The following is a 22,449-nucleotide window of genomic DNA, read 5'->3' on the forward strand; positions in this document are numbered from 1 at the left end:
CAAGCCTAAGCCGGATGGCCAGACCCTGCGTCGGACCCTGACCGGGAATGTCCAGGCGGAGTAAAATGCGCGCTACGCGGGTTCTCCGCGAACTCGCTCGCCGTCCGCCCGCACATCCGGCGCGCCTTGCCGCGCCGTCAAGGAAATCATGTCCCGCTGCCTCGCCATCCTCAACGAAACCTTTGGCTATCCCGCCTTTCGCGGTCCGCAAGCCGAGATCGTCGAACATGTCGCGGCGGGCGGGGATTGTCTGGTCCTGATGCCCACGGGCGGCGGCAAGTCGCTGTGTTACCAGATTCCCTCGCTGGTGCGCGCCGAGGCCGGCTTCGGCGCGGGCATCATCGTCTCGCCGCTGATCGCGCTGATGCAGGACCAGGTTGCGGCGATGACCGAGCTGGGCGTGCGCGCAGCGTGCCTGAACTCGACGCTCGACGCGAAACAGACCTTCGCCACGGAGCGCGCGTTCGAGAACGGCGAGATCGACATGCTGTACGTCGCGCCCGAGCGGCTCATGACCGCGCGCTTCCAGGAGTTGCTGGGGCGCTCGCGCGTCGGTCTGTTCGCGATCGACGAGGCGCACTGCGTATCCCAGTGGGGGCACGATTTCCGACCCGAGTACATCCAGCTCTCGGTATTGCACGAGCGCTTCCCGAACGTGCCGCGCATCGCGCTGACCGCCACCGCCGACGAGCTCACGCGCGGCGAGATCATCCAGCGCCTGGCGCTCGACGACGCGCGGGTCTTCATCTCCAGCTTCGATCGCCCGAACATCCGCTACCGCATCGTCGAGAAGGACAACGCGCGCACGCAGCTTTACGATTTCATCCGCGGCGAGCACGTGCGCGGCAAGGAGTGCGACGCCGGCGTGATCTACTGCCTGTCGCGCCGCAAGGTCGAGGAGACCGCCGACTGGCTGGTCGAGAAGGGCCTGCGCGCCTTGCCGTACCACGGCGGGATGGACGCCGCCACCCGCCAGCGGCACCAGGAGATCTTCAAGCGCGAGGAGGGCGTCGTGATGGTCGCGACGATCGCGTTCGGCATGGGCATCGACAAGCCCGACGTGCGTTTCGTCGCCCATCTCGACCTGCCCAAGAGCGTCGAGGGCTATTACCAGGAAACCGGGCGCGCCGGGCGCGACGGCATGCCGGCGAACGCGTGGATGGCGTATGGGCTCGCCGACGTCGTGCAGCAGCGCCGGATGATCGACGAATCGCCCGCCGACGACGCACACAAGCGCATCTCCACCGGCAAGCTCGACGCGTTGCTGGGGCTGTGCGAGGCCGCGACGTGCCGGCGTGTGCAGTTGCTCGCCTACTTCGGCGAACGCAGCACGCCCTGCGGCAATTGCGACAACTGCCTGGAGCCGCCCGCCACCTGGGACGGCACGCGCGAGGCGCAGATGGCGTTGTCCTGCGTCTATCGGGCCGCGCAGGCGGGCGGCATCCGTTACGGCGCCGGCCATCTGATCGACATCCTGCGCGGCATCTCGACCGAGCGGGTCGTCGAACGCGGTCATCAGCAACTGTCGACGTTCGGCATCGGCAGCGCGATGTCGGAGCCCGAGTGGCGCGCGGTGTTCCGGCAACTGGTCGCCTACGGCCTGCTCGCGGTGGACCACGAAGGCCATGGTTCGCTGATCCTGACCGAGGGCAGCCGGGCCGTCCTGAAAGGCCAGACGCAGGTCACGTTGCGCCGCTACGTGAAGCGCCAGCGGCAGCGCAGCGCCGAGGGCCGCACTGCGGCGGCCGCCGACCGCAGCGCGGCGATGAATCCGCGCGAACGCGCGTGCTGGGAACGGCTGCGCGCCTGGCGCGGCGCGACCGCGAAGACCGACGGCGTGCCCGCCTATGTGATCTTTCACGATGCCACGCTGGCGGAGATCGCGTCCCGGGCGCCCGATTCGATCAGCGCGCTCAAGGAGATTCCCGGCATCGGCGCGCGCAAGCTCGAACGCTTCGGGGACGAACTGGTGGCGTTGGTGGGCGCCGACGGCTGAGGATCGGCCTGCGCAGGCGCGCGCGGCGGGTCGAGGCGGCCGGCACGTTGCAACTCGGCTGCGGTCTCGACCACTTTAGTGGCGAATCAGCGGCATTCCGCCGCGCAAGGATCGCCCATGCCGCGCGTCACGCCCTCGTCCCGTCGAGCCGTATCTTCCGCGTATTGCGCACCGCGTCCGGACAGGGGAAAGCGGCCGGACCTGTCCTGGCGCAACACCTGTGGCGGGCCGGGGGCGCCCGGGCCGCGAGACACACGACGCCGCCCCGATCGCCCCAGCCATCCGGCCAGCGGCGACGGGGTGCCGGTCGCGGCGCATTTTTCCGACCGCGACGTCGACGTCGACGGTCGTCGCATACCGCGCCTGCGCGCCCCTCGTCCCACGTCGCGCGGGCCGCACTGGCTATTGCGCACCGCCCTGTACCTGGCCGTTCTACGATCCGCCGACGTACATGCCGCCCCCGGCGTTGTCACCGCATCGCCGGCGCCTCCCGCCCATGACACCGCCCATGACACCGCCCATGACACCGCCTATGACACGGCCGATGACACGGCTGCCCCCGGCGCCGGCCTCCATGCCTACCTCTGCCGCGATGCGCATTGGCGCCGGCTGTCCCAGAATGAACGGGCCGGACGCGCGCTGGCCTGCGCCACGAGCGCGACGGACGTCGCGCTGACGCATGCCATCGAGCAGATTCGCGATTGCCGGCAATGGGCCGTCTCGGCCTGGCGCGACGGGCGCAATCGCACCGCGCGCGCGAACGCATGGCATGCCGCCGACAGCCGTACCCGCGACACGTTGCGCGTACTGACGGGGCTGGCGATGTTCATCGAAGAAAACCCGGATGCGTCGCACGGGCAAATCGACGCGCACGCAGGTACGCTGCTTGCCGAGGGATCCGTGGCGCACGACGACGTGGAAGCGCTGTATGCCCGCCAGCTCCTGCTGGATGCCGACGACTGGGTGGATCGCGACGCCCTGCACCGGCAGGCGCTGTCGCCGGTCGATCTTCTGGGCCATACCTACCGGTGGTGCGGCTTGAAACTGTCGGATGCCCTGACGCCAGCCTACCTGTCGCGCGAACCATTCGATCGATGCGGCGTGGAACTGGCCGCCGTGCTCGATGGCCGGATCGCCGGGAGCGCGTCGACGCTGGCATCGGTAAGCGGGCTCGCGGGGTTGGTTGCCGCATTCGAGCCGGAACTCCAGCGCGACGTGTGCCTGCGCTGGTGGGGACGGGCGCTGCTGCCGGCGTCCGCCACGCCGCGGGCATTGACGCCCATCTGGTTCGACGGCGCTTCCCTGCAGGGCGCGGCGGGCATGGATTTTCACCAGTTGGTGTCGCATCTGGCGCGGCGCCACGACGTGCTCACCGAGGCACTGTCGCAGGCCTATGTCGCCGCGCCGGCGCACTGCCGGTCCCTGACGAACGTGACACTGAATGATGTCCTTCTCGACCGGCTGAAGGTCGTGACGGAAAGCACGGATTATCCGTTTGGCACGCCGCATCAGTCGCTGGCGACCGTGCTTTTGCGACTCGGTCCGCTGCACGGAATCGATCCTTCGCATATCGACGAACCGGACCGGTTGTTCGAGCGGTACGCGGCGCTGGAAACCGCCTGGGCGGCCGCGCCGCGTTATCCGGTGGCGCCGTATATCGCCGCGGCCTTCCATCTCGCCCGGTCGAGCGAGATGCTGATTCTTGATGGCGGGTCCGTCGACGCGCAGGTCAGGGAGCTTGTGCGCCAGCGGCATGGCGCAGCGTTCGAAGCCGCCGGCGTGGGCAGCGCGGCGACGGCGTGGCTGCAAGCGCAAGGGCTGACGTTGTGGCACGATTTGCCGGCAGTGGCCTTGTCCGCCGACCTGCCGAAGGCGCCCGCGGTATTGCGCGCGGCCGCGCGCGACTATCGGCAGTTGCTCTCTCGACAGCGCCTGGTGATCGTGCCGGGGGAGGCGGGCGCGGGTGCGCTCGCGGCCTATTTGCAAGGCCGGTTGCTGGCCTACGGTGCGGCGCCGGAATGCAGGGAAACGGACATCCCGCAAGGGTTGGCGTGCACGGCGCCGGCGGACCGCGCCGCCGCGATTCATTCGATCGGTACCGCACGGCAGCGAGAAGTCGCGCTGCTGGATCAGGCCCGCGCGCGGCGGGTCACGCGCTCTCTGGGAATGCTGCCGTACCGTCAGTCGTCCGCGGTCGCCGACGCCTCTGCGACGGATAGTGGCGTGCACGAACTGCGCGAGTCCATCAGCCGCATGCTGATCGTTTCCACCATGGCCGATCAGATGCAACGGCCCGGCGCGACGGCGCTCGATTTCGTGCCTTTCGTGGGCTCCGCCTACACGCTGGGCAAAGGCTTGCATGAGCGTGACGCCGCGCAGGCACTGCGGGGTGCCTTCGGTTTCGGGCTCGACGCCTTGTTCGTGTGGTTGGGTGGCGCCACCGAGCGCATGGTGGCCCGTCAGGTCGCCCGGTTGGCCGGCGAGGTCGGCCTCGCGCCGCACGAGCCGGCCGCGCTGGCGATGCTGGCCGACGTGGGCATGCATCTCGACGTCGCGCGCCCTGGCGATCTGCCTGCGGGAAACGTCGTGGTCGATCCCCATCCCGCGCGTCTCGCGCGGTCGGTGACGCCGCGTGCCCCGGTGGTCGACGTCCATGGCGAGTCGAAGTCGTTCGAGTTGTTCGCGTCATTCGAACGGGAACGCGGCAGCCAGCCGCGGGGGATGGCACCCACGCGTTCGCTGGCGACCCTGACCTGGGAAGCCTCCCTGACCAGCCGGGACACCAGTTTTTCCAGCATCGAGGATAACGTGTCGTCCGATAGCGGGGCCGTGGTGCGCGAGCAGGCGCGCTTTCCGTTTTTCCGGCGATCCCGCGCGGACTCCCGATCGCCCCGGAATTCGCTGAGTCGGGAGTCCCGTGTCCCCCGGGCGCGTTCGCTGACACCGTTGCGCATCCGCGTTTCGCGCCTGGGCGATGCGGTGCGCGGCACGCACCCGTGGCAGGGAAGCCAGGACGGGGATCTCGCGCAGCCGTCCGGTTTGTTTCTTTCCCGCTCAACGGTGGCGAAAGCACAGGCCTTCATCAAGGCGCGTGACTTCATCGCCCGCATCGGCGCGGAACCGGGTGGCGGCCCGATGCCCGATCTGAGCGCTTTGCTGCGCCTCGCCGAGGGCGCGAGCGACACGGCGGTGCGGGATTTCCAGCGGGTATGCCAGTCCCTGGAGACCATCGGCAAGGGATCGCAGACGCTGCGGGCCTTGCTGCGTCTCGCCTTGACAGAGCGGAAAGACCCGGCCTCGCGATTCGTCGTACGCTTCTTGAGCGGCACGCCGCCGCGCTGCGATTTGCAGCGTGGCCTGATCGTTCTGCCGCCGGTGGACACGCCGCTCGACGTGCATTACGTGGACGCCCGGGGCTCGACGCCGTTCCAGCGCGAGCGGGCCTGGCTGCACGAACTGGTGCACGCGCTGACCGGAATCGAGGATGTCGCGGACCAGGAGCGCGTCGCGCACCGCGGCGCGGTCGTGTATTTCACCGACCGGATATTGTTCGAGGCGGGGCCGGAGGTGCCCGAGCGCGTCATGTACCAGCATGCCAAGCCGTTCTTCGCGTCGGGTCTGCGGCGCGAGCTCGATCCGGTGATCGAGGCGGGGCGGCGCGACGCGGCGGTGACGACGCTTGCCGAGGACGTGTTTCTGGACGAATTGCTGCGCAGCCGGATGAAATGGGGCGCGGCGGAAACCATTCTCGGCACGCCGGTCGAGCAACGCCTGACGGTCCGGCAAGTCTGCGCGCTGCGCCGTCAGATCGCGACGCAGAACGGGGCGGCGGATGCCGCGGATTCGGTGGACGCAGTGGATTCCCAGCCCTTTCCCGACATCTATCCGCGGCTTTGCGACGGGTTTCAAACCGCGCTGGGCGAAGGTGACGACCTGCCCAGCGCCATCGCGCGCAGCGGGAAATTCGTGAAGGTGGCGGCGGCGCTGTACGAACACGACGCGTCGTTCCGGTTCCTTTTCAACCGGTGGTATCGCACCCAGATGCGGGGGGCGGACTGGCAGGTGCTGCGCGGCGCGGCGACGGACGGGGCGCCCCGCGGCTGGACCATCGATCGCGCGCAGCGTCGGCTCTCGCTGTGCGAAGAACCCGTGTTCTACGCATCGGAACTCGGGCCGCGCAGGCTGGAATCGGACCGGCGCCTGGTAGGGGCGTTGGTGGAGCTGGTGACGCCGCAGGAACAGGACGTCGTGCTGGAGGCGGAGCAGCGCCTGAACCGGGGGCTGCGCGTCTATCTGGAGAACCGCGTGCTACAGACACTGCGCGACACGCAGCGGTTGCTGGAGGCGCCCGCACGCGTGTCGGCCGAATGGAGCCGCGATGCGTCGTCGTTGTGGAAATCCGTCAACAAGGCCTATCGCGCCGCCAAGGCCGAGGACGCCTTGCTGGCGTCGCAGCAAGGCGGTTGACGGAGGCCGGTCCGGCCGACGCGTGAGGCGCCGGCATTGCAACTCGAAACGGTTCGCCGCCCACTGGACGAGGACGTCTCTGCGGCGCTTCGCCGTGCAAGGTTCGCCCATGTCACGCATTGCCTCCCGTTACCGCATGCCACCGCGCGGCCCTGGTGAGTTCCATGCCGCGCCGAGGAAACTGGCGGATCCTTCCTGGCGGGCGCCACCCGGCGCGTCGGCGCGTCAGCGGCGGCGTCAGCGGCGGCGCGCGCGACACCCGCCGCCAGGCGGAAAACCGCAAGCACGTTGCCTGCGACGTCCTGCCCCCGCCCGTTTCTGCGTCGCGGCTGCGTCTCGCCCGCGCGGGCGAGCGGAACCGGCGCCGCATGGGCTGCTGCGTCTCACGCTGGGCCTGGCCTTGCTGCAACACATTGCCTGCACGGATCCCGTCTCGCTCGAATCTCCGCGTGCTCCCTACTTCGCCAACGATGCGCCCTTGGGCAGCGGCCTGTCGATTTCGTCCGCGTCATCGGCGTTTTCGTATGCACAGGCCTGCATCGATGTGGACTGGGGCGGGCTGGACGCGAACGAAAAGACCGGGCGTGGCCTCGCGTGCGCGCTCGTCGCGGCGAATGTCACGATGCAGGACGCGATCGAGCAGGTGCGGGCGAGCCGGCACTGGTCGATCGCCGCCTGGCGTGCCGGCAACACGAGCGTCGCGCGCGCAGCGGCGTGGCGTGACGCGCCGGAGACGACGCGCACGCCGTTGCGCACCCTGACGCGGCTGGCGGCGCTCGTCGAACGGTCCGTGGCGGCGTCCGGCGAGGATGTCGTCGCGAGGGCGCGCACGCTGTTGCAGGGCGCCCACATCACGTTCGACAATCCTGAAAGCCTTTACGCCCGCCAACTCTGGCTCGACGTGGATGACTGGCTGGATCTGCGCGCGCTCGCGAAACGACGATTTTCCCCCGTTGAGCTCCTGGGGCACGCCTACCGGTGGTGCGGCCTCGATCTGGCCACCGACCTGAGTCCGCGCTATCTGCCGCTCGCGCCGTTCGACCATTGCGCGGTCGACCTGGCGGCGTTGCTGCATGCGAAGACGCGCGGCGCGGTTCCCGGGTTGACGGCCCTGACCGATTTCACCGCCCCACGCGCGGCATTCGATCGCAAGCTGCGTCACGATCTGTGCGTGCGGGCGCGGGGCGCGGCCCTCGTGACGATCTCCGGGCGAGCACCGCCGGCGCGGGGCGTGTGGTTCGATGGCGTCGCACTCCACGGCGCGGCCGGCATGAATCTGACGGCTCTGGCTCGCCATCTGGCGCCGGACGACGCGCAGCTCGGCGCGCTTCACGAGCGGCTGTCCCGGGCGGTGCAGGCCCATTGCCGACCCGCAGCGCGGGCCCGCGCGGCGCTCGAGGAACTTCTTCGCAAACGCTTCAAGGTATTGCAGGAAAGCACCGACTATCCCTTCGGAACGCCGCATCAGTCCCTGGCGACCATCTTGCTGCGGCTGGGTCCCCTCCATGGCGTGGACGTCCACAACGTCGGCGACCCCGAGGCACTGCTGCAGCGTTACCAGGCGCTCGAGACGGCATGGCACGCCGCGCCGCGTTATCCCGTGGCGCCGCACCTGGCCGCCGCCTTTCACCTCGCGCAGTCGAGAGACGTGCTGCTCCACGACGATTCGCGCTCCTTCGAGGCGCAGTTGATCGCGCGCGTGCGGCAGGAATTCGAGAGCCGGATCGACACGCCACGAATGCGGCCTTTCGTATCGCGATGGCTGGCCGAGAGACACCTGGCCTTGTGGCACGACCTGCCCCGGATGGTGCACGCGGCCGGCCTGGCGAGCGCGCCCTTTCCCTTGCGCGAGGCGGCGCGGGAATACCGGCGGCTCGAAGCGCTTCCCGAGCGTCTCGCCGTCGCGCCGGGCGCTGCCGGCGCGACCGCACTGGGCACCTATCTGGCGGATGGGGTCATGGCCTACGGCGCCGTGCCGGTGCGGGAGACGTTGCCGCCGCATGAGGTCTTCGGCATCATCCGGGAAATCGGGGAGGCCCGCCTTCGGGAACGGCAGCGTCTGCATCGTCACGCGGCCTGGCGTCGGCACGACGCCGTTCCCGCGGCGCCGCGTCGGCGCCGCGCCGCGAGCGCGGACGGTGCCGAACTGGCCCACGGCGTCCTGCATGCGGTGACGCGGGTATTGATCGTTCCCCATCTCGTCGAGCAAAGCCAGGAGCCCGATGCCACGGCGCTCGATTTCGTCCCGCTGCTCGGTTCCGCCTATACCCTGGGGAAAGGGCTCTGGCAACGCGACGCGAAGCAGGCCTTGCGTGGCGCCTTCGCCTTCGGGCTCGACATCCTGTTCATCTGGGTGGGTGGGGCGACCGAACGCATCGTCGCGCGCCGTGCCGCGCGTCTCGTCAGCGAGGTGGGCCTCACGCCGCACGAGCCGCGCGCGCTGGCGATGCTGTCGGGGCTGGGTGACCTGCTGGATGTGGCGCACCCCGGCGAGCTGCCCGCGGGAAACGTCCGGGTGAATGTCGATGCCTGCGCAGTGGAACGTGTCGACGAGCCGCCGTCGCCATTCCCCAGGACCGGTCCGTCGGCGAATTCCCCGAAGCGAGGCCCCGCGAGCGCCGTTTCGCTGGAACATTTCCTGACCCGACGCCGCGCTCCCCGAAGTCGGGCCGGGGAACCCGAACCGCTTTATGGACCAGCGTCCGCGTCGCGCCCGCCACACGGCAGCATCGTCCAGTTCGCGCTGCGCGAACCCCTTCGCATGCTGCTGCGCGCAAGCAGCGACGAGACGCCGTCGGGGCCGGGCGCAGGAGGTTTTCTCGAGCGCGCCACGGTGGCGAAGGCGCGTGATTTCGTCCAGACGCGCGATTTCATCGAGCACATCCGTGGCGCGGCGAAGAGCGAGACAGCGCCCCGGGTAAGCGATCTGCTGCAACTCGACGCCGGCGCGGACACGCGTATCCAGGATGATTTCCGGACGGTTCACGCCGTCTTGCAGGGGCTGTGCGAGCGCTCGCAAACCCTGCGCGCGTTGCTACGCGCGGCGCTCAATGCCAACGCGAACGGCGCGCGGCGATTCACCCTGCGTTTCATGAACGCCAGCCCGCCGAAATGCGATCTGCAAAACCGTCTCATCGTGCTGCCGCCCGTGGCGCAGCCGCTGGAGATGCGTTACGTCGATGCGCGTGGCCTGACGCCGTTTCAGCACGAACGGGCCTGGCTGCACGAGTTCGTGCATGCCCTCACGGGCATCGAGGATGTAAGCCGCGAGGAACGCATGGGTCATCGTGGCGCGGTCGTCTATTTCACCGACCGCATCCTGTTCGAGGCGGGGCCGGAATTGCCGGAGCGGGTGATGTACCAGCACGCGAAGGGGGCGTTCGCCTCGGGGCACGCCCGCCTGCCCGATCCCGTCATCGATGCCGCGCGCCAGGAAGCCGCGGAGACGGCCCTGGCGGAAGACACGTTCCTGGATACGCTTTTGCGACGCCGGATGCAATGGGGCGGGACGGAAACCATTCTCGGCACGCCTGTCGAACGCCGGCTCACGGTCGAACAGGTGGTGGCGCTGCGTCGGGAAATCGATGCCGGCGCGCCGGCGGTGGGAGGCGCGGGAAAACCGCCGCGCCGTGCCGCGCTGTTCGCATCCCTGCGCCATTTTTTCCAGGTGTCGGTGGCAGGCGGCGACGCGCTGGCCGATGCGATCGCGCGCGGCGCGCGCTTGACGGAAATCGTCGGCACGCTGTACCGGGAGGACGATTTCTTCTGTTTTCTCATGAATCGCTGGCAGGGCAGCGACATCGCGCGGCCGCACTGGAAAGTGCGCTGGGAGGCACATCGGGAGACGCATCGGGAGACGCATCGGGAGGTGACCCCGGCGGCGTCCGCCGCTTCAGGCATGCAGGGCTGGTCGATCGACCGCGGGGCACGTCGCCTCGTCTTCCACGAAACCGGGCTGTTCTACGCCTCGCAACGGGGGCCGCGCTTGCTGGAAGAGGACCGTCGTCTGGTGGGCGCCCTAGTGGAACTGGTGACGCCCGCCGCAGGGGACGTTCCGGCGCACATGGCTTCCCGGCTGAACCGCGGGTTGCGCGTCTATCTGGAAAACCGGGGGATGGCATTGCTGCGGCCGACGCCCCGCGGCGACCCGGACCCGCCGCAACGCATATCGGCCGAATGGCATGCCGACGCCGCGGCGCCATGGCCTTCGCTCGGCAAGGCGCGCCGTGCCGCGGAGGCCGAGGACGCCTGGCTGGCGCGCAACGCCACTTGACCTTGCAACTCCTGTCGGTATAGAATGCGCAGTTCCGTTTCGAAAAAATGGAATCCGGCTGCTTGCCCGGCCGGGACTTCGACTGAAACACTTATCTCGCAGGATGAACAATGCCAACCATTAATCAATTGGTTCGCAAGGCCCGCTCTTCGGAAGTCGTGAAGAGCAAGAGCCCGGCCTTGCAGGACTGCCCCCAGCGTCGTGGCGTGTGCACGCGTGTGTACACCACGACGCCGAAGAAGCCGAACTCCGCACTCCGTAAGGTGGCGAAGGTCCGTCTGACGAATGGCTTCGAAGTCATTTCGTACATCGGTGGCGAAGGCCACAACCTCCAGGAACACTCGGTCGTGCTGATTCGCGGCGGACGGGTCAAGGATTTGCCTGGTGTGCGTTACCACATGGTTCGTGGCTCGCTGGATACCCAGGGCGTCAAGGATCGTAAGCAGTCGCGTTCGAAGTACGGCGCGAAGCGCGGCAAGAAGGCGTAAGTCCGCGGCACGCGCCTGAAAGGACGCGAGCCAGCGCGTTGGAAACTCGCCGGAAACGGCCAGTCCGCTGCAGTGTCGAACCGGTATCGAATGCTCGAAAACGGTCGCGAGTGCTGCTGAGTAAGTGTTCACCCGATCGGAAAGCCGATGCGTGGGTGATACACGGGGCCCAGAGAAACGCCCCGAACTGAAAAGGTAAGAGGAAAGAAATGCCACGTCGTCGTGAAGTACCCAAGCGGGAAGTGTTGCCGGATCCGAAATTCGGCAATGTCGAAGTCGCGAAGTTCATGAACGTGCTGATGCTGTCCGGCAAGAAGGCTGTGGCCGAGCGGATCGTTTATGGCGCGTTCGAGCAGATTCAGGGCAAGGCCGGCAAGGACCCCCTGGAAGTTTTTTCGGCAGCGATGAACAACGTCAAGCCGGTTGTGGAAGTGAAGAGCCGTCGCGTCGGTGGTGCGAACTACCAGGTGCCGGTCGAAGTGCGTCCGTCACGCCGCATGGCATTGGCCATGCGCTGGGTGCGCGAAGCGTCGAAGAAGCGTAGCGAGAAGTCGATGGCGCTGCGTCTGGCGGGCGAACTGCTGGAGGCCTCGGAAGGCCGCGGCGCGGCAATGAAGCGCCGCGACGAAGTGCACCGCATGGCGGAAGCGAACAAGGCGTTCTCGCACTTCCGCTTCTGATGCAATTGCGAGCCTTCTGCTGACGCAAGTCGGTATTCGGCGTACTCCGGGCGGGAGCGTTTAGGCGCCTCGCCCGTTTGTGTTAGGGCTGCACGGAGCGTTCGACGCTCTGGGCGCCCCAGAGAGAAAGAGGATAACCGTGGCACGCAAGACTCCCATCGAGCGCTACCGCAATATCGGCATCAGCGCTCACATCGATGCTGGCAAGACGACCACCACCGAACGCATCCTGTTCTACACCGGCGTCAATCACAAGATTGGCGAAGTGCACGACGGCGCCGCGACCATGGACTGGATGGAGCAGGAACAGGAGCGTGGCATCACGATCACGTCCGCTGCCACCACCACGTTCTGGAAGGGCATGGCGGGTAACTACCCGGAACACCGCATCAACATCATCGACACGCCGGGACACGTCGACTTCACGATCGAAGTCGAGCGCTCGATGCGCGTGCTCGACGGCGCGTGCATGGTGTACTGCGCCGTGGGCGGCGTGCAGCCGCAGTCGGAAACCGTCTGGCGTCAGGCGAACAAGTACAAGGTGCCCCGTCTCGCGTTCGTCAACAAGATGGACCGTACCGGCGCGAACTTCTTCAAGGTCTACGACCAGATGCGCCTGCGTCTGAAGGCCAACCCGATTCCGGTCCAGATTCCGATCGGCGCCGAAGAAAACTTCAAGGGCGTCATCGATCTGGTCAAGATGAAGGCGATCTTCTGGGACGACGCGTCGCAGGGCACGAAGTTCACGTACGAGGACATTCCGGCCGAGTTGCAGGACCAGGCCGACGAATGGCGCGAGAAGATGGTCGAAGCGGCCGCCGAGTCGACCGAAGAGCTGATGGAGAAGTACCTGGGCGGCGAAGCGCTGACGGAAGACGAGATCCGCGTCGCGCTGCGCAACCGCACCATCGCCAGCGAAATCGTGCCGATGATGTGCGGCAGCGCGTTCAAGAACAAGGGCGTGCAGGCGATGCTCGACGGCGTGCTGGACTACATGCCGTCGCCGATCGACGTGCCGCCGGTCACGGGCATTCTCGAGAACGACCAGCCGGCGCAGCGCCGCGCGGCGGACGACGAGAAGTTCTCGTCGCTGGCCTTCAAGATCATGACCGATCCGTTCGTCGGCCAGCTGATCTTCTTCCGGGTCTACTCGGGGATGGTCAAGTCGGGCGACACCGTCTACAACTCGGTCAAGGAAAAGAAGGAACGCCTGGGCCGGATCCTGTTGATGCATGCGAACGAGCGGGAAGAGATCAAGGAAGTGTTCGCGGGCGACATCGCCGCGGCGGTCGGCTTGAAGGAAGCGACCACCGGCGACACGCTGTGCGATCCGGATGCCGTGATCATCCTGGAACGGATGATTTTCCCGGAGCCGGTGATCTCGCAGGCCGTCGAGCCGAAGACCAAGGCCGACCAGGAAAAGATGGGTATCGCGCTGAACCGTCTGGCGCAGGAAGACCCGTCGTTCCGCGTGGCCTCGGACGAAGAGTCGGGTCAGACGATCATTTCCGGGATGGGCGAGCTGCACCTGGAAATTCTGGTCGACCGGATGAAGCGCGAGTTCAACGTCGAGGCGACCGTCGGCAAGCCGCAGGTGGCGTACCGCGAGACGATCCGCAGCACGGCGAAGGACGTCGAGGGCAAGTTCGTGAAGCAGTCGGGCGGTCGCGGCCAATACGGTCACGTCGTCATCACGGTCGAGCCGTCGGAGCAGGGCAAGGGGTATGAATTCGTCGACGCGATCAAGGGCGGCGTCGTGCCGCGCGAATACATTCCGGCGGTCGACAAGGGCATCCAGGACACGCTGAAGGCGGGCATCCTGGCGGGCTTCCCGGTCGTCGACGTGAAGGTGACGCTGACCTTCGGTTCGTACCACGACGTCGACTCGAACGAAAACGCGTTCCGGATGGCCGGTTCGATGGCCTTCAAGGAAGGCATGCGCCGTGCGACGCCGACGCTGCTCGAGCCGATGATGGCCGTGACGGTGGAAACGCCGGAAGACTTCACCGGCAACGTGATGGGCGACCTGTCCTCGCGTCGCGGCATGGTCCAGGGCATGGACGACATGGTCGGCGGCGGCAAGGAAGTGAAGGCGGAAGTGCCGCTGTCGGAAATGTTCGGCTACTCGACGTCGTTGCGTTCGCAGACCCAGGGTCGCGCGACGTACACGATGGAGTTCAAGCACTACGCCGACGCGCCGCGCAATGTCGCGGAAGCGATCATGAACGCGAAGTCCAAGTAATTCAGCCGGGCGGGGCGCGTGGCCGGAACCCGGCGCCGCTCCGTTGCACGACTCAACCATTTATTGAAAGAAGACAGACATGGCTAAAGGCAAGTTTGAACGTAACAAGCCGCACGTGAACGTCGGCACCATCGGTCACGTCGACCATGGCAAGACCACGCTGACCGCGGCAATCGCAACGGTGTTGTCGGCGAAGTTCGGCGGCGAAGCGAAGGGCTATGCGGACATCGACGCGGCGCCGGAAGAAAAGGCACGCGGCATCACGATCAACACCGCGCACGTGGAATACGAAACGGCGGCACGGCACTACGCGCACGTCGATTGCCCGGGCCACGCCGACTATGTGAAGAACATGATCACGGGCGCCGCGCAGATGGACGGCGCGATCCTGGTGTGTTCGGCCGCCGACGGCCCGATGCCGCAAACGCGCGAGCACATCCTGCTGGCCCGTCAGGTCGGCGTGCCGTACATCATCGTCTTCCTGAACAAGTGCGACATGGTGGACGACGCCGAGCTGCTCGAACTGGTCGAGATGGAAGTGGTCGAGCTGCTGGAAAAGTACGAATTCCCGGGCAGCGACACGCCGATCATCAAGGGTTCGGCGAAGCTGGCCCTGGAAGGCGACAAGGGCGAGCTGGGCGAGCAGGCGATCCTGAAGCTGGCCGAGGCACTGGACACGTACATCCCGACGCCGGAGCGTGCGGTGGACGGCGCGTTCCTGCTGCCGATCGAAGACGTGTTCTCGATCTCGGGTCGNGGCACGGTGGTGACGGGTCGCGTCGAGCGCGGCATCATCAAGGTCGGTGAGGAAGTCGAGATCGTGGGCATCAAGCCGACGGTGAAGACGATCGTCACGGGCGTGGAAATGTTCCGCAAGCTGCTGGACCAGGGTCAGGCAGGCGACAACGTCGGCGTGCTGGTGCGCGGTACGAAGCGCGANGACGTGGAGCGTGGCCAGGTGCTGTCGAAGCCGGGTTCGATCAAGCCGCACACGGATTTCACGGCCGAAGTGTACGTGCTGAGCAAGGATGAGGGCGGCCGTCACACGCCGTTCTTCAACAACTACCGTCCGCAGTTCTACTTCCGCACGACGGACGTGACGGGTTCGATCGCTTTGCCGGAAGGCAAGGAAATGGTCATGCCGGGCGACAACGTGTCGATCTCGGTGAAGCTGATCAACCCGATCGCGATGGAAGAAGGTCTGCGCTTCGCGATCCGCGAAGGTGGCCGTACGGTCGGCGCCGGCGTGGTCGCGAAGATCGTCGCCTGAGTAGTTTCGGCCGCGCAGGTCGGGCCGTGTCGCCGGGGTGTCGCGTGCGTCGTCGTGCATGCAACACCTCGCACTCGCGGCACGGTGGCGTTGCGATTCCGCAGCGGTTTCATTTCGGTAATTGCGGTACACTCCGGGCGGCGCATGCGGGACACCTCGAACTGCTGTTCGAACGGCCCGCGCGCCACCCCACGCTCTTTATTTGATGGCGGAACAAGCCGCCTCGCTCTTTAGGGATTCATCATGGCCAGCCAGAACATCCGTATTCGCCTGAAAGCATTCGACTATCGCCTGATCGATCAGGCGGCATTGGAAATCGTCGAAACGGCGAAGCGTACGGGCGCCATCGTCCGCGGTCCGGTGCCGTTGCCGACCCGTATCCAGCGCTACGACGTGCTGCGTTCGCCGCACGTGAACAAGACGTCGCGCGACCAGTTCGAAATCCGCACGCACCAGCGCCTGATCGACATCATCGATCCGACCGAGAAGACGGTCGACGCGCTGATGAAGCTCGATCTGGCCGCAGGCGTCGACGTCAAGATCGAACTGCAATAAGCAAATTGCAATAAGCGCACTGTCGCGGCATCGACGGCCACGGGGGGAGGCTCCCCGCGGCCGGACGATGCGGAAAAACCTCCCGGGGCCAGCGCCCTCGGAGGTTTTTTTTCGTCCGCCGCGGGCGCAAGGGAACCGGTGCGGCGCAACTCGGTGAGGTGGGGCAGCGACTCCAGCGATTCCATCCATTGGAACAAGGGAGCGAATGATGCCTGCCATGCCGATCGCCACGACCATGCGACCTTTGACCACGCCCGCGAGCGAGCTTTCGCCGCGCTGCAATCACACGACCCTGCCGCCCGATCCGGCCGCCGCGCGGGCGAACCTGACGCAACGGGTGGAGCAGGCGGCCCATGCGCTGCACGCTGCGCGGGGCACCGCACTGAGGAAGGGGTGGTCGCTCGACGATTGCGACATGACGGGCAAGGGTCCGCGCGACGCAACGCTCGCGCAAACGCGTTACGAGTACGTGAAAAGTCTGATTCCGGAACGTTCGTCGCGCTGGACCTCGCCACCGCCCCTGATCCGCAATCCCTGGCGCGCCTGCGCGGCCGGGCCCGCGATGAGCCGCGAGGCAGTCAAAGCGCAGTTCAGCAACCGCATCCTGCCCCGGCCGCTCTGGCTACCAGAGGCGGGGCAGTACTTTCCGGTCGAGACAAAACCGATCCCTGCCAACTGCATCGCGCGCGTCGCAGCGCCGGACGGCGCCGGCGGGCAAGCGTCGCTGGCCTTGCGTCTCGGCCCTGCCGGCTGGCGTCCGTTGGGGGTGGCGGATGCGGGGCCGGGGACCTGCGCGCTGTATCGAAGACTGGCCGTCGTGCCCGACCTCCCCACCAAGCCGGCCGAGATTCGGGCCGGGTCTACCCGGTACCGCGGCGCCGGCGACCTCTGGCATCGGCTCGCACCCACCGGCGATGTCGCCGTGCCGGCGGTCCGTTCGGCGGCCGATGTGCTGGACAGCGTCGACGACACGCAACTGTTGCAGACCGCGGCCAACCGGTTCTACATTCCCATGCGCGACGCCGACGGGCGGTTCTGGTTGCCGGCTGAAGCCGCGAGGATATCGGCGATCGAAGTGCACGACCCGCGCAGGGAGCGGTGCCTCGACGCGGTCTTCACCCTCGACAAGCGCGTGGGAAATGACACGGTCGCGAGGCAGTATTTCCCTGTTCTGCCCACGCGCATGGTGAACGCGGCGGCGGGATCTTCCGACGAACTGCCGGCAGCGGTAGGGCACGAGCGCGGCCGGGGCATCGGTGCCATCGATACCCTGCTGCTCGGCGGCGGCAGGCGCGCGCACCTGCAACCGGCGGCGCGTCTCGCGCAGCGATGGCTCACGACGGCGGTCATCCGGCTGGCGGGAAACGCCGCGGGGCGCGCGGCGCTTGCGCCGTTTCTCGATGAATGGCCCGCGCACCTGCGAGCGCGCGCCGTCGAACGCATCACCGACGTCGTCACGGACATCATGCTGGAGGTAAATGCCTTCAACGAGCGAAACGGCGCGGAAATGCGGCTGGTCGACACGATCGAAGGCAACGCATGGTTCGCCGCACGGGACGGCGCCCTCCACGTCACGTCCGCCGTTCTGGAGCAACCCGTGGAACGCGTTGCACGGGTGCTGACCGAGACGCTCATCGGCAAGATGGACAGGGGTAGCCGCATCTTTCCGTCCCTGCCCGACGATGCCGCCATCCTGCGGCGCGCCGGGCGCCTCGCGACATACGATCCGACGATCATGCAGGAGGTGCTGGCCTGGCCGGAGCGCAAGCACGTGGCGAATCAACTCGCGCAACGCTACGTCGCGTCCGCCGATATCCACCATCCCCTGTCGGCGTTGGCCACGCCCCGTTCCGACGCCTTCGGTAGCGTCGACGACACGGACAATCTGTCGCTGCTCCTGCGCGACAGCGACACGGTGATGGCATTCGTCTCCGCGCTTCAGGCCAGCGACCGCTGAGTCCGCGCGGCGTGCCGTCCCCCCGCCGTTCGCGCACCATGAACGGCGAGTGGCGACGGCGTCCGGCGGGGGGCATCATCGACGTACTGCTGCCGCGCGTCTTGCCGCGAACCGTGGCCGGCATCGCATGCCGCACCACATTCCTGCCCAAGGGCGCGTCACTTCGGGAAACACGACCGAAAATCCATCGAGTTGTTCAGCGCAGGACAGCGATGCATGTAGGATGTCAGTCGCCCAGTTACTGAGGATGACGTATGAAACGAGTCCGCCTTCCTGCATTCGGCGCCCGCCGGGTAAAAGCCGTCCCGGCATGCTGCGCGATCCTTCTCGGCTTGACGGCGTGTGCGGGCAATGAGCTTAAAACGCCCGCGGCGGTGCCCCTTCACTATCAGGACATCGCGTCGCTTTCGGCGCAGATGTCGGCGGGCCGACTCTCTTCCGAGACGCTGGTCGGGCATTTCATCGAACGCCATGAACGCATCGACCGCAAGGGGCCGGCCCTGCATGCGGTCATCGAGATCAATCCCGACGCCATCGCGATCGCTCGGCAGTTGGATCGGGAGCGCGCCGGGGGCAAGGTGCGCGGCCCGCTGCACGGCATTCCCGTTTTGCTGAAAGACAATATCGATACCGGTGACCGGATGCAAACCGCGACCGGTTCGCTTGCGCTGGTCGGACCGCCCGCGGCCCGCGACGCACCGGTGGCCAGGCAATTGCGCGACGCGGGCGCCATCATCCTCGGCAAGGCCAATCTCAGCGAGTGGTCGAATTTCCGCGACTTCGGCCCCATGATGGATGGCTGGAGCGGCCGCGGCGGTCAAACGCTGAACCCGCACTTGCGGGAGGGTGACGTCAGCGGGTCCAGTTCCGGCCCCGCGGTGGCGACGGCGGCGGGATTGGCCACGGTTGCGGTGGGCACCGAAACCGACGGATCGATTCTGTCTCCGGCACAAAAGAATGGCGTCGTCGGCATGCGTCCGACATTCGGGCTGATCGATAACAAAGGCGTGATTCCGATCTCGACCTCCATCGATACGCCGGGGCCGATGACCCGGAGCGTGCGCGATGCCGCCGTCCTGCTGAACGCAATGGTCGATCGGGCAGCGCTCGCCCGGTCTGTGCCGGGCGGGCAACGCGGCACGGATTACACAAGCGAATTGCATGCGGACGCGCTGCGGGGGCGCAGGATAGGGTACGCCGCCTCGCGCGCGTCGGACGCGCCGAATTTCGCGCGCGCCCTGAAGGTGCTGAGCGCGAAAGGCGCGATATTGATTGCCCTCGCCGATGACGAACTGCCGCCGAGACCGGACCCCGGGACGGTTCTGATGAAGCTGATTCATGATTTCAGGACGGGCGTCAATGCCTACCTCGATACCCGCCAGGGGTTGCAGGTCAAGGACATTGCCGATCTCGTCCGCTTCAACGAAAGGCATCCCGGATTCCTGCCCGACGGGACGCCAAGAGGGCAAAGCCTGATCGTGGAGGCGGCCACGCAGTCCGCACCCGCGGGCCAGGTGGAAGCGCTTTACCACCGGGAACGACAGCGTATCGTGACGGCGACGGACGCGGTGATGTGCCGGCACCGCCTGGATGCGATTGCCGCAGCCGATGGCGCGGCCGCGTTTCCATTTGCCGGCTATCCCGGTATCAGCGTGCCCAGCGGCATGCACGAAGGCATGCCCACGTCGCTGACCCTCTCGGGTGCGCGCGGGTCCGATGCGACGCTCCTGTCGCTGGCCTACGCGTACGAGCAGGCGTCGCTCGCCCGCGTCGCCCCGACGTTCGCGGGTTATCCGCCGTTTCCGGAGGAATAGCGGCCGGCTGTCGTGCCCGGAGCGGCCGTCGCCGCGTAAACCCCTTGTCCGCCCTCTCGAAGTACGCTATAGTTAGCGGCTTTTCGTTGGTATGACGGCGGTTTGTTGCCGCGACCACGAACTGATGCCTCTTGAATGTTTGAGGCATCGCACCAAGCCCGCCGCCCGGTTTCAGGACGCGTGGGCGTTTTCCGCTGAAATTTCGCGCCTTTATCGGCGCTTCTTAAGCCCCGGCCAATCGCAGTCGGGAATGGAGAAAACAATGAGCCTTGGACTCTTGGGTCGCAAGGTTGGTATGACCCGTATTTTCACGGCGGATGGGGACTCGATTCCCGTCACCGTGTTGGACGTGTCTAACAACCGTGTTACGCAGATCAAGACCCTGGAAACCGACGGTTATACCGCGGTCCAGGTTACGTATGGAGATCGTCGCGCGTCGCGCGTGACGAAGCCGGCGGCGGGTCACCTCGCCAAAGCCGGCGTCACCGCCGGTGTCGTGCTGCGGGAATTCCGCGTCGACGCAGACCGTGCCGCATCGCTCGCCGTTGGCGCAGTGGTCGACGTCGATCTGTTCGCCGATGGCCAGAAGGTCGACGTGCAGGGCGTGACGATCGGTAAGGGTTATGCCGGTACGATCAAGCGCTACAACTTCGCTTCGGGTCGCGCATCGCACGGTAACTCGCGCTCGCACAATGTGCCGGGCTCGATCGGTATGGCGCAGGATCCGGGTCGCGTGTTCCCGGGCAAGCGCATGACCGGTCACATGGGTGACGTTACCCAGACGACGCAAAACCTGCAGATCGCCCGTATCGACGCGGACCGCAAGCTGCTGCTGGTGCGCGGCGCGGTGCCGGGCGCGAAGGGTGGCATCGTGTTCGTCACGCCGGCCGTCAAGGCGCGTGCGAACGCCAACGCCACTCAAGGAGCGTAATCATGGAACTGAAGCTCCTGAACGAGCAAGGTCAGGCAGGTGAAAGCGTGAACGGGTCCGACGCGGTTTTTGGTCGTGACTACAACGAAGCGCTGATCCACCAGATCGTCACCGCCTACCAGGCGAACGCACGCAGCGGCAACCGTGCGCAGAAGGACCGGGAACAAGTCAACCACACCACGAAGAAGCCGTGGCGCCAGAAAGGTACGGGCAATGCCCGCGCCGGTATGCGCTCGAGCCCGCTGTGGCGCGGAGGCGGTCGGATTTTCCCGAACTCGCCGGAAGAGAATTTCACGCAGAAGGTCAACAAGAAGATGTTCCGTGCGGGCATCTCGTCGATCTACTCGCAACTGGTCCGTGAAGGCCGTCTTTCCGTGATCGAGCCGATCACGCTGGAAGCGCCGAAGACCAAGCTGCTGGCGCAGAAGTTCAAGAGCCTGGGTCTCGAGTCCGTGCTGATCATCACCGATGAGCTCGACGAGAACCTGTATCTCGCGTCGCGCAACTTGCCCGGCGTGGCAATCGTTGAGCCGCGCTACGCCGACCCGCTGTCGCTGATCCATTTCAAGAATGTCTTGGTCACGAAAGCCGCGGTCGCCCAGATCGAGGAGTTGCTGTCATGACGGACATCCGCAAAAACGATCATCGTTTGCTGCAAGTCCTGCTCGCGCCGGTAGTCTCCGAAAAGGCGACGATGGTTGCCGAGAAGAACGAGCAGGTCGTGTTCGAAGTCGCCAAGTCGGCGACCAAGCCTGAAATCAAGGCGGCTGTTGAGCTGCTGTTCAAGGTTGAAGTCGAATCGGTACAGGTCCTGAACCGCAAGGGTAAGGAAAAGCGTTTTGGCAAGTTCATGGGTCGTCGTGCGCACGAGCGCCGCGCCTATGTGTCGCTGAAGCCGGGCCAGGAAATCAACTTTGAATCGACGGAGGCCAAGTAATCATGGCGCTCGTTAAAGTCAAACCGACATCGCCGGGTCGCCGCGCGATGGTCAAGGTGGTCAACGCCGACCTGTACAAGGGTCGTCCGTTCGACGCACTGACCGAAAGCCAGAGCAAGCATTCTGGCCGTAACAACAACGGTCACATCACGACGCGTCACAAAGGTGGCGGTCACAAGCAGCAGTACCGTATCGTCGACTTCAAGCGGTCGAAGGACGGTATTCCGGCGAAGATCGAGCGTATCGAATACGATCCGAACCGTAGCGCGAACATCGCGCTGGTGCTGTACGCGGATGGTGAGCGCCGTTACGTGATCTCGCCGAAGGGCGCGACCGTCGGTCAGGCGTTGATGTCGGGTTCGGAAGCGCCGATTCGTTCGGGCAACACGCTGCCGATCCGCAACATCCCGGTGGGTACGACGATCCACTGCATCGAGATGCTGCCGGGCAAGGGTGCGCAGATCGCGCGTTCGGCCGGTACGTCGGCGATGCTGCTGGCCCGCGAAGGGATCTACGCTCAGGTTCGTCTGCGCTCCGGTGAAATCCGCCGCGTGCATATCGAATGCCGCGCGACGGTCGGTGAAGTGGGCAACGAAGAGCACAGCCTGCGTCAGATCGGTAAGGCCGGTGCCAATCGCTGGCGCGGTATTCGTCCGACGGTTCGTGGCGTTGCCATGAACCCGGTCGATCACCCGCACGGTGGTGGTGAAGGCAAGACCGCCGCAGGTCGTGATCCGGTCAGCCCATGGGGCCAGAAGACCAAGGGCTATCGCACCCGTCGGAACAAGCGCACGACCAGTATGATCGTGCAACGCCGCAACAAGAAGCGTTAAGGAGCA

14 protein-coding genes are annotated in these 22,449 nt (G+C 66.4%); all 14 read left to right on the plus strand.

Features of this window, described 5'->3' with window-relative positions:
• The first annotated feature begins 148 nt into the window (after positions 1–148).
• The 14 genes from recQ to rplB all read left to right on the plus strand — a co-directional run bounded on the left by recQ (position 149) and on the right by rplB (position 22,443).
• The gene (gene recQ, locus OVY01_RS13730) at positions 149–1,996 is read left to right on the plus strand and encodes a DNA helicase RecQ (protein ID WP_267848168.1); all 1,848 of its coding nucleotides are present in this window, start codon (positions 149–151) and stop codon (positions 1,994–1,996) included.
• Between the two features lie 300 nt (positions 1,997–2,296).
• A complete protein-coding gene (locus tag OVY01_RS23160) occupies positions 2,297–6,463 on the plus strand; it encodes a PipA/GogA/GtgA family type III secretion system effector (RefSeq protein WP_267848169.1) in 4,167 nt (1,388 codons plus the stop codon).
• A 400-nt stretch (positions 6,464–6,863) separates the two neighbouring features.
• Complete coding sequence (locus OVY01_RS13740) at positions 6,864–10,736, plus strand: hypothetical protein (protein ID WP_267848170.1); 3,873 nt, start codon at positions 6,864–6,866, stop codon at positions 10,734–10,736.
• 110 nt (positions 10,737–10,846) lie between these two features.
• Positions 10,847–11,224, plus strand: a complete 378-nt coding sequence (gene rpsL / locus OVY01_RS13745; protein ID WP_267848171.1) for a 30S ribosomal protein S12 — start codon at positions 10,847–10,849, stop codon at positions 11,222–11,224.
• Positions 11,225–11,433: 209 nt separating this feature from the next.
• Complete coding sequence (rpsG, locus tag OVY01_RS13750) at positions 11,434–11,904, plus strand: 30S ribosomal protein S7 (RefSeq protein WP_267848172.1); 471 nt, start codon at positions 11,434–11,436, stop codon at positions 11,902–11,904.
• Between the two features lie 139 nt (positions 11,905–12,043).
• Positions 12,044–14,146, plus strand: a complete 2,103-nt coding sequence (gene fusA / locus OVY01_RS13755; protein WP_267848173.1) for an elongation factor G — start codon at positions 12,044–12,046, stop codon at positions 14,144–14,146.
• A 79-nt stretch (positions 14,147–14,225) separates the two neighbouring features.
• Positions 14,226–15,416 carry an elongation factor Tu gene (tuf, locus tag OVY01_RS13760; protein WP_267848174.1) on the plus strand — a complete coding sequence of 397 codons (1,191 nt, stop codon included), beginning with the start codon at positions 14,226–14,228 and terminating at the stop codon, positions 15,414–15,416.
• A 243-nt stretch (positions 15,417–15,659) separates the two neighbouring features.
• Positions 15,660–15,971, plus strand: a complete 312-nt coding sequence (rpsJ, locus tag OVY01_RS13765; protein WP_267848175.1) for a 30S ribosomal protein S10 — start codon at positions 15,660–15,662, stop codon at positions 15,969–15,971.
• A 208-nt stretch (positions 15,972–16,179) separates the two neighbouring features.
• The gene (locus OVY01_RS13770) at positions 16,180–17,928 is read left to right on the plus strand and encodes a hypothetical protein (protein WP_267848176.1); all 1,749 of its coding nucleotides are present in this window, start codon (positions 16,180–16,182) and stop codon (positions 17,926–17,928) included.
• Positions 17,929–18,302: 374 nt separating this feature from the next.
• The gene (locus OVY01_RS13775; protein ID WP_267848177.1) at positions 18,303–19,742 is read left to right on the plus strand and encodes an amidase family protein; all 1,440 of its coding nucleotides are present in this window, start codon (positions 18,303–18,305) and stop codon (positions 19,740–19,742) included.
• Between the two features lie 262 nt (positions 19,743–20,004).
• Positions 20,005–20,673 carry a 50S ribosomal protein L3 gene (rplC, locus tag OVY01_RS13780; RefSeq protein ID WP_267848277.1) on the plus strand — a complete coding sequence of 223 codons (669 nt, stop codon included), beginning with the start codon at positions 20,005–20,007 and terminating at the stop codon, positions 20,671–20,673.
• A 2-nt stretch (positions 20,674–20,675) separates the two neighbouring features.
• A complete protein-coding gene (gene rplD, locus OVY01_RS13785) occupies positions 20,676–21,296 on the plus strand; it encodes a 50S ribosomal protein L4 (protein ID WP_267848178.1) in 621 nt (206 codons plus the stop codon).
• Complete coding sequence (gene rplW, locus OVY01_RS13790) at positions 21,293–21,610, plus strand: 50S ribosomal protein L23 (RefSeq protein ID WP_267848179.1); 318 nt, start codon at positions 21,293–21,295, stop codon at positions 21,608–21,610. The genes rplD and rplW overlap by 4 nt, the downstream gene beginning before the upstream one ends.
• Positions 21,611–21,612: 2 nt before the next feature.
• Positions 21,613–22,443 carry a 50S ribosomal protein L2 gene (rplB, locus tag OVY01_RS13795; protein WP_267848180.1) on the plus strand — a complete coding sequence of 277 codons (831 nt, stop codon included), beginning with the start codon at positions 21,613–21,615 and terminating at the stop codon, positions 22,441–22,443.
• The last annotated feature ends 6 nt before the right edge of the window (positions 22,444–22,449 follow it).

The sequence above is a fragment of the Robbsia betulipollinis genome (assembly GCF_026624755.1).
Taxonomy (GTDB): domain Bacteria; phylum Pseudomonadota; class Gammaproteobacteria; order Burkholderiales; family Burkholderiaceae; genus Robbsia; species Robbsia betulipollinis.

Coding starts and splice junctions, on each gene's coding strand:
- recQ (WP_267848168.1), top strand. CDS start 149: ATGTCCCGCTGCCTCGCCATCCTCAACGAAACCTTTGGCTATCCCGCC.
- rpsL (WP_267848171.1), top strand. CDS start 10,847: ATGCCAACCATTAATCAATTGGTTCGCAAGGCCCGCTCTTCGGAAGTC.
- rpsG (WP_267848172.1), top strand. CDS start 11,434: ATGCCACGTCGTCGTGAAGTACCCAAGCGGGAAGTGTTGCCGGATCCG.
- rpsJ (WP_267848175.1), top strand. CDS start 15,660: ATGGCCAGCCAGAACATCCGTATTCGCCTGAAAGCATTCGACTATCGC.
- OVY01_RS13770 (WP_267848176.1), top strand. CDS start 16,180: ATGCCTGCCATGCCGATCGCCACGACCATGCGACCTTTGACCACGCCC.
- rplC (WP_267848277.1), top strand. CDS start 20,005: ATGAGCCTTGGACTCTTGGGTCGCAAGGTTGGTATGACCCGTATTTTC.
- rplD (WP_267848178.1), top strand. CDS start 20,676: ATGGAACTGAAGCTCCTGAACGAGCAAGGTCAGGCAGGTGAAAGCGTG.
- rplW (WP_267848179.1), top strand. CDS start 21,293: ATGACGGACATCCGCAAAAACGATCATCGTTTGCTGCAAGTCCTGCTC.
- rplB (WP_267848180.1), top strand. CDS start 21,613: ATGGCGCTCGTTAAAGTCAAACCGACATCGCCGGGTCGCCGCGCGATG.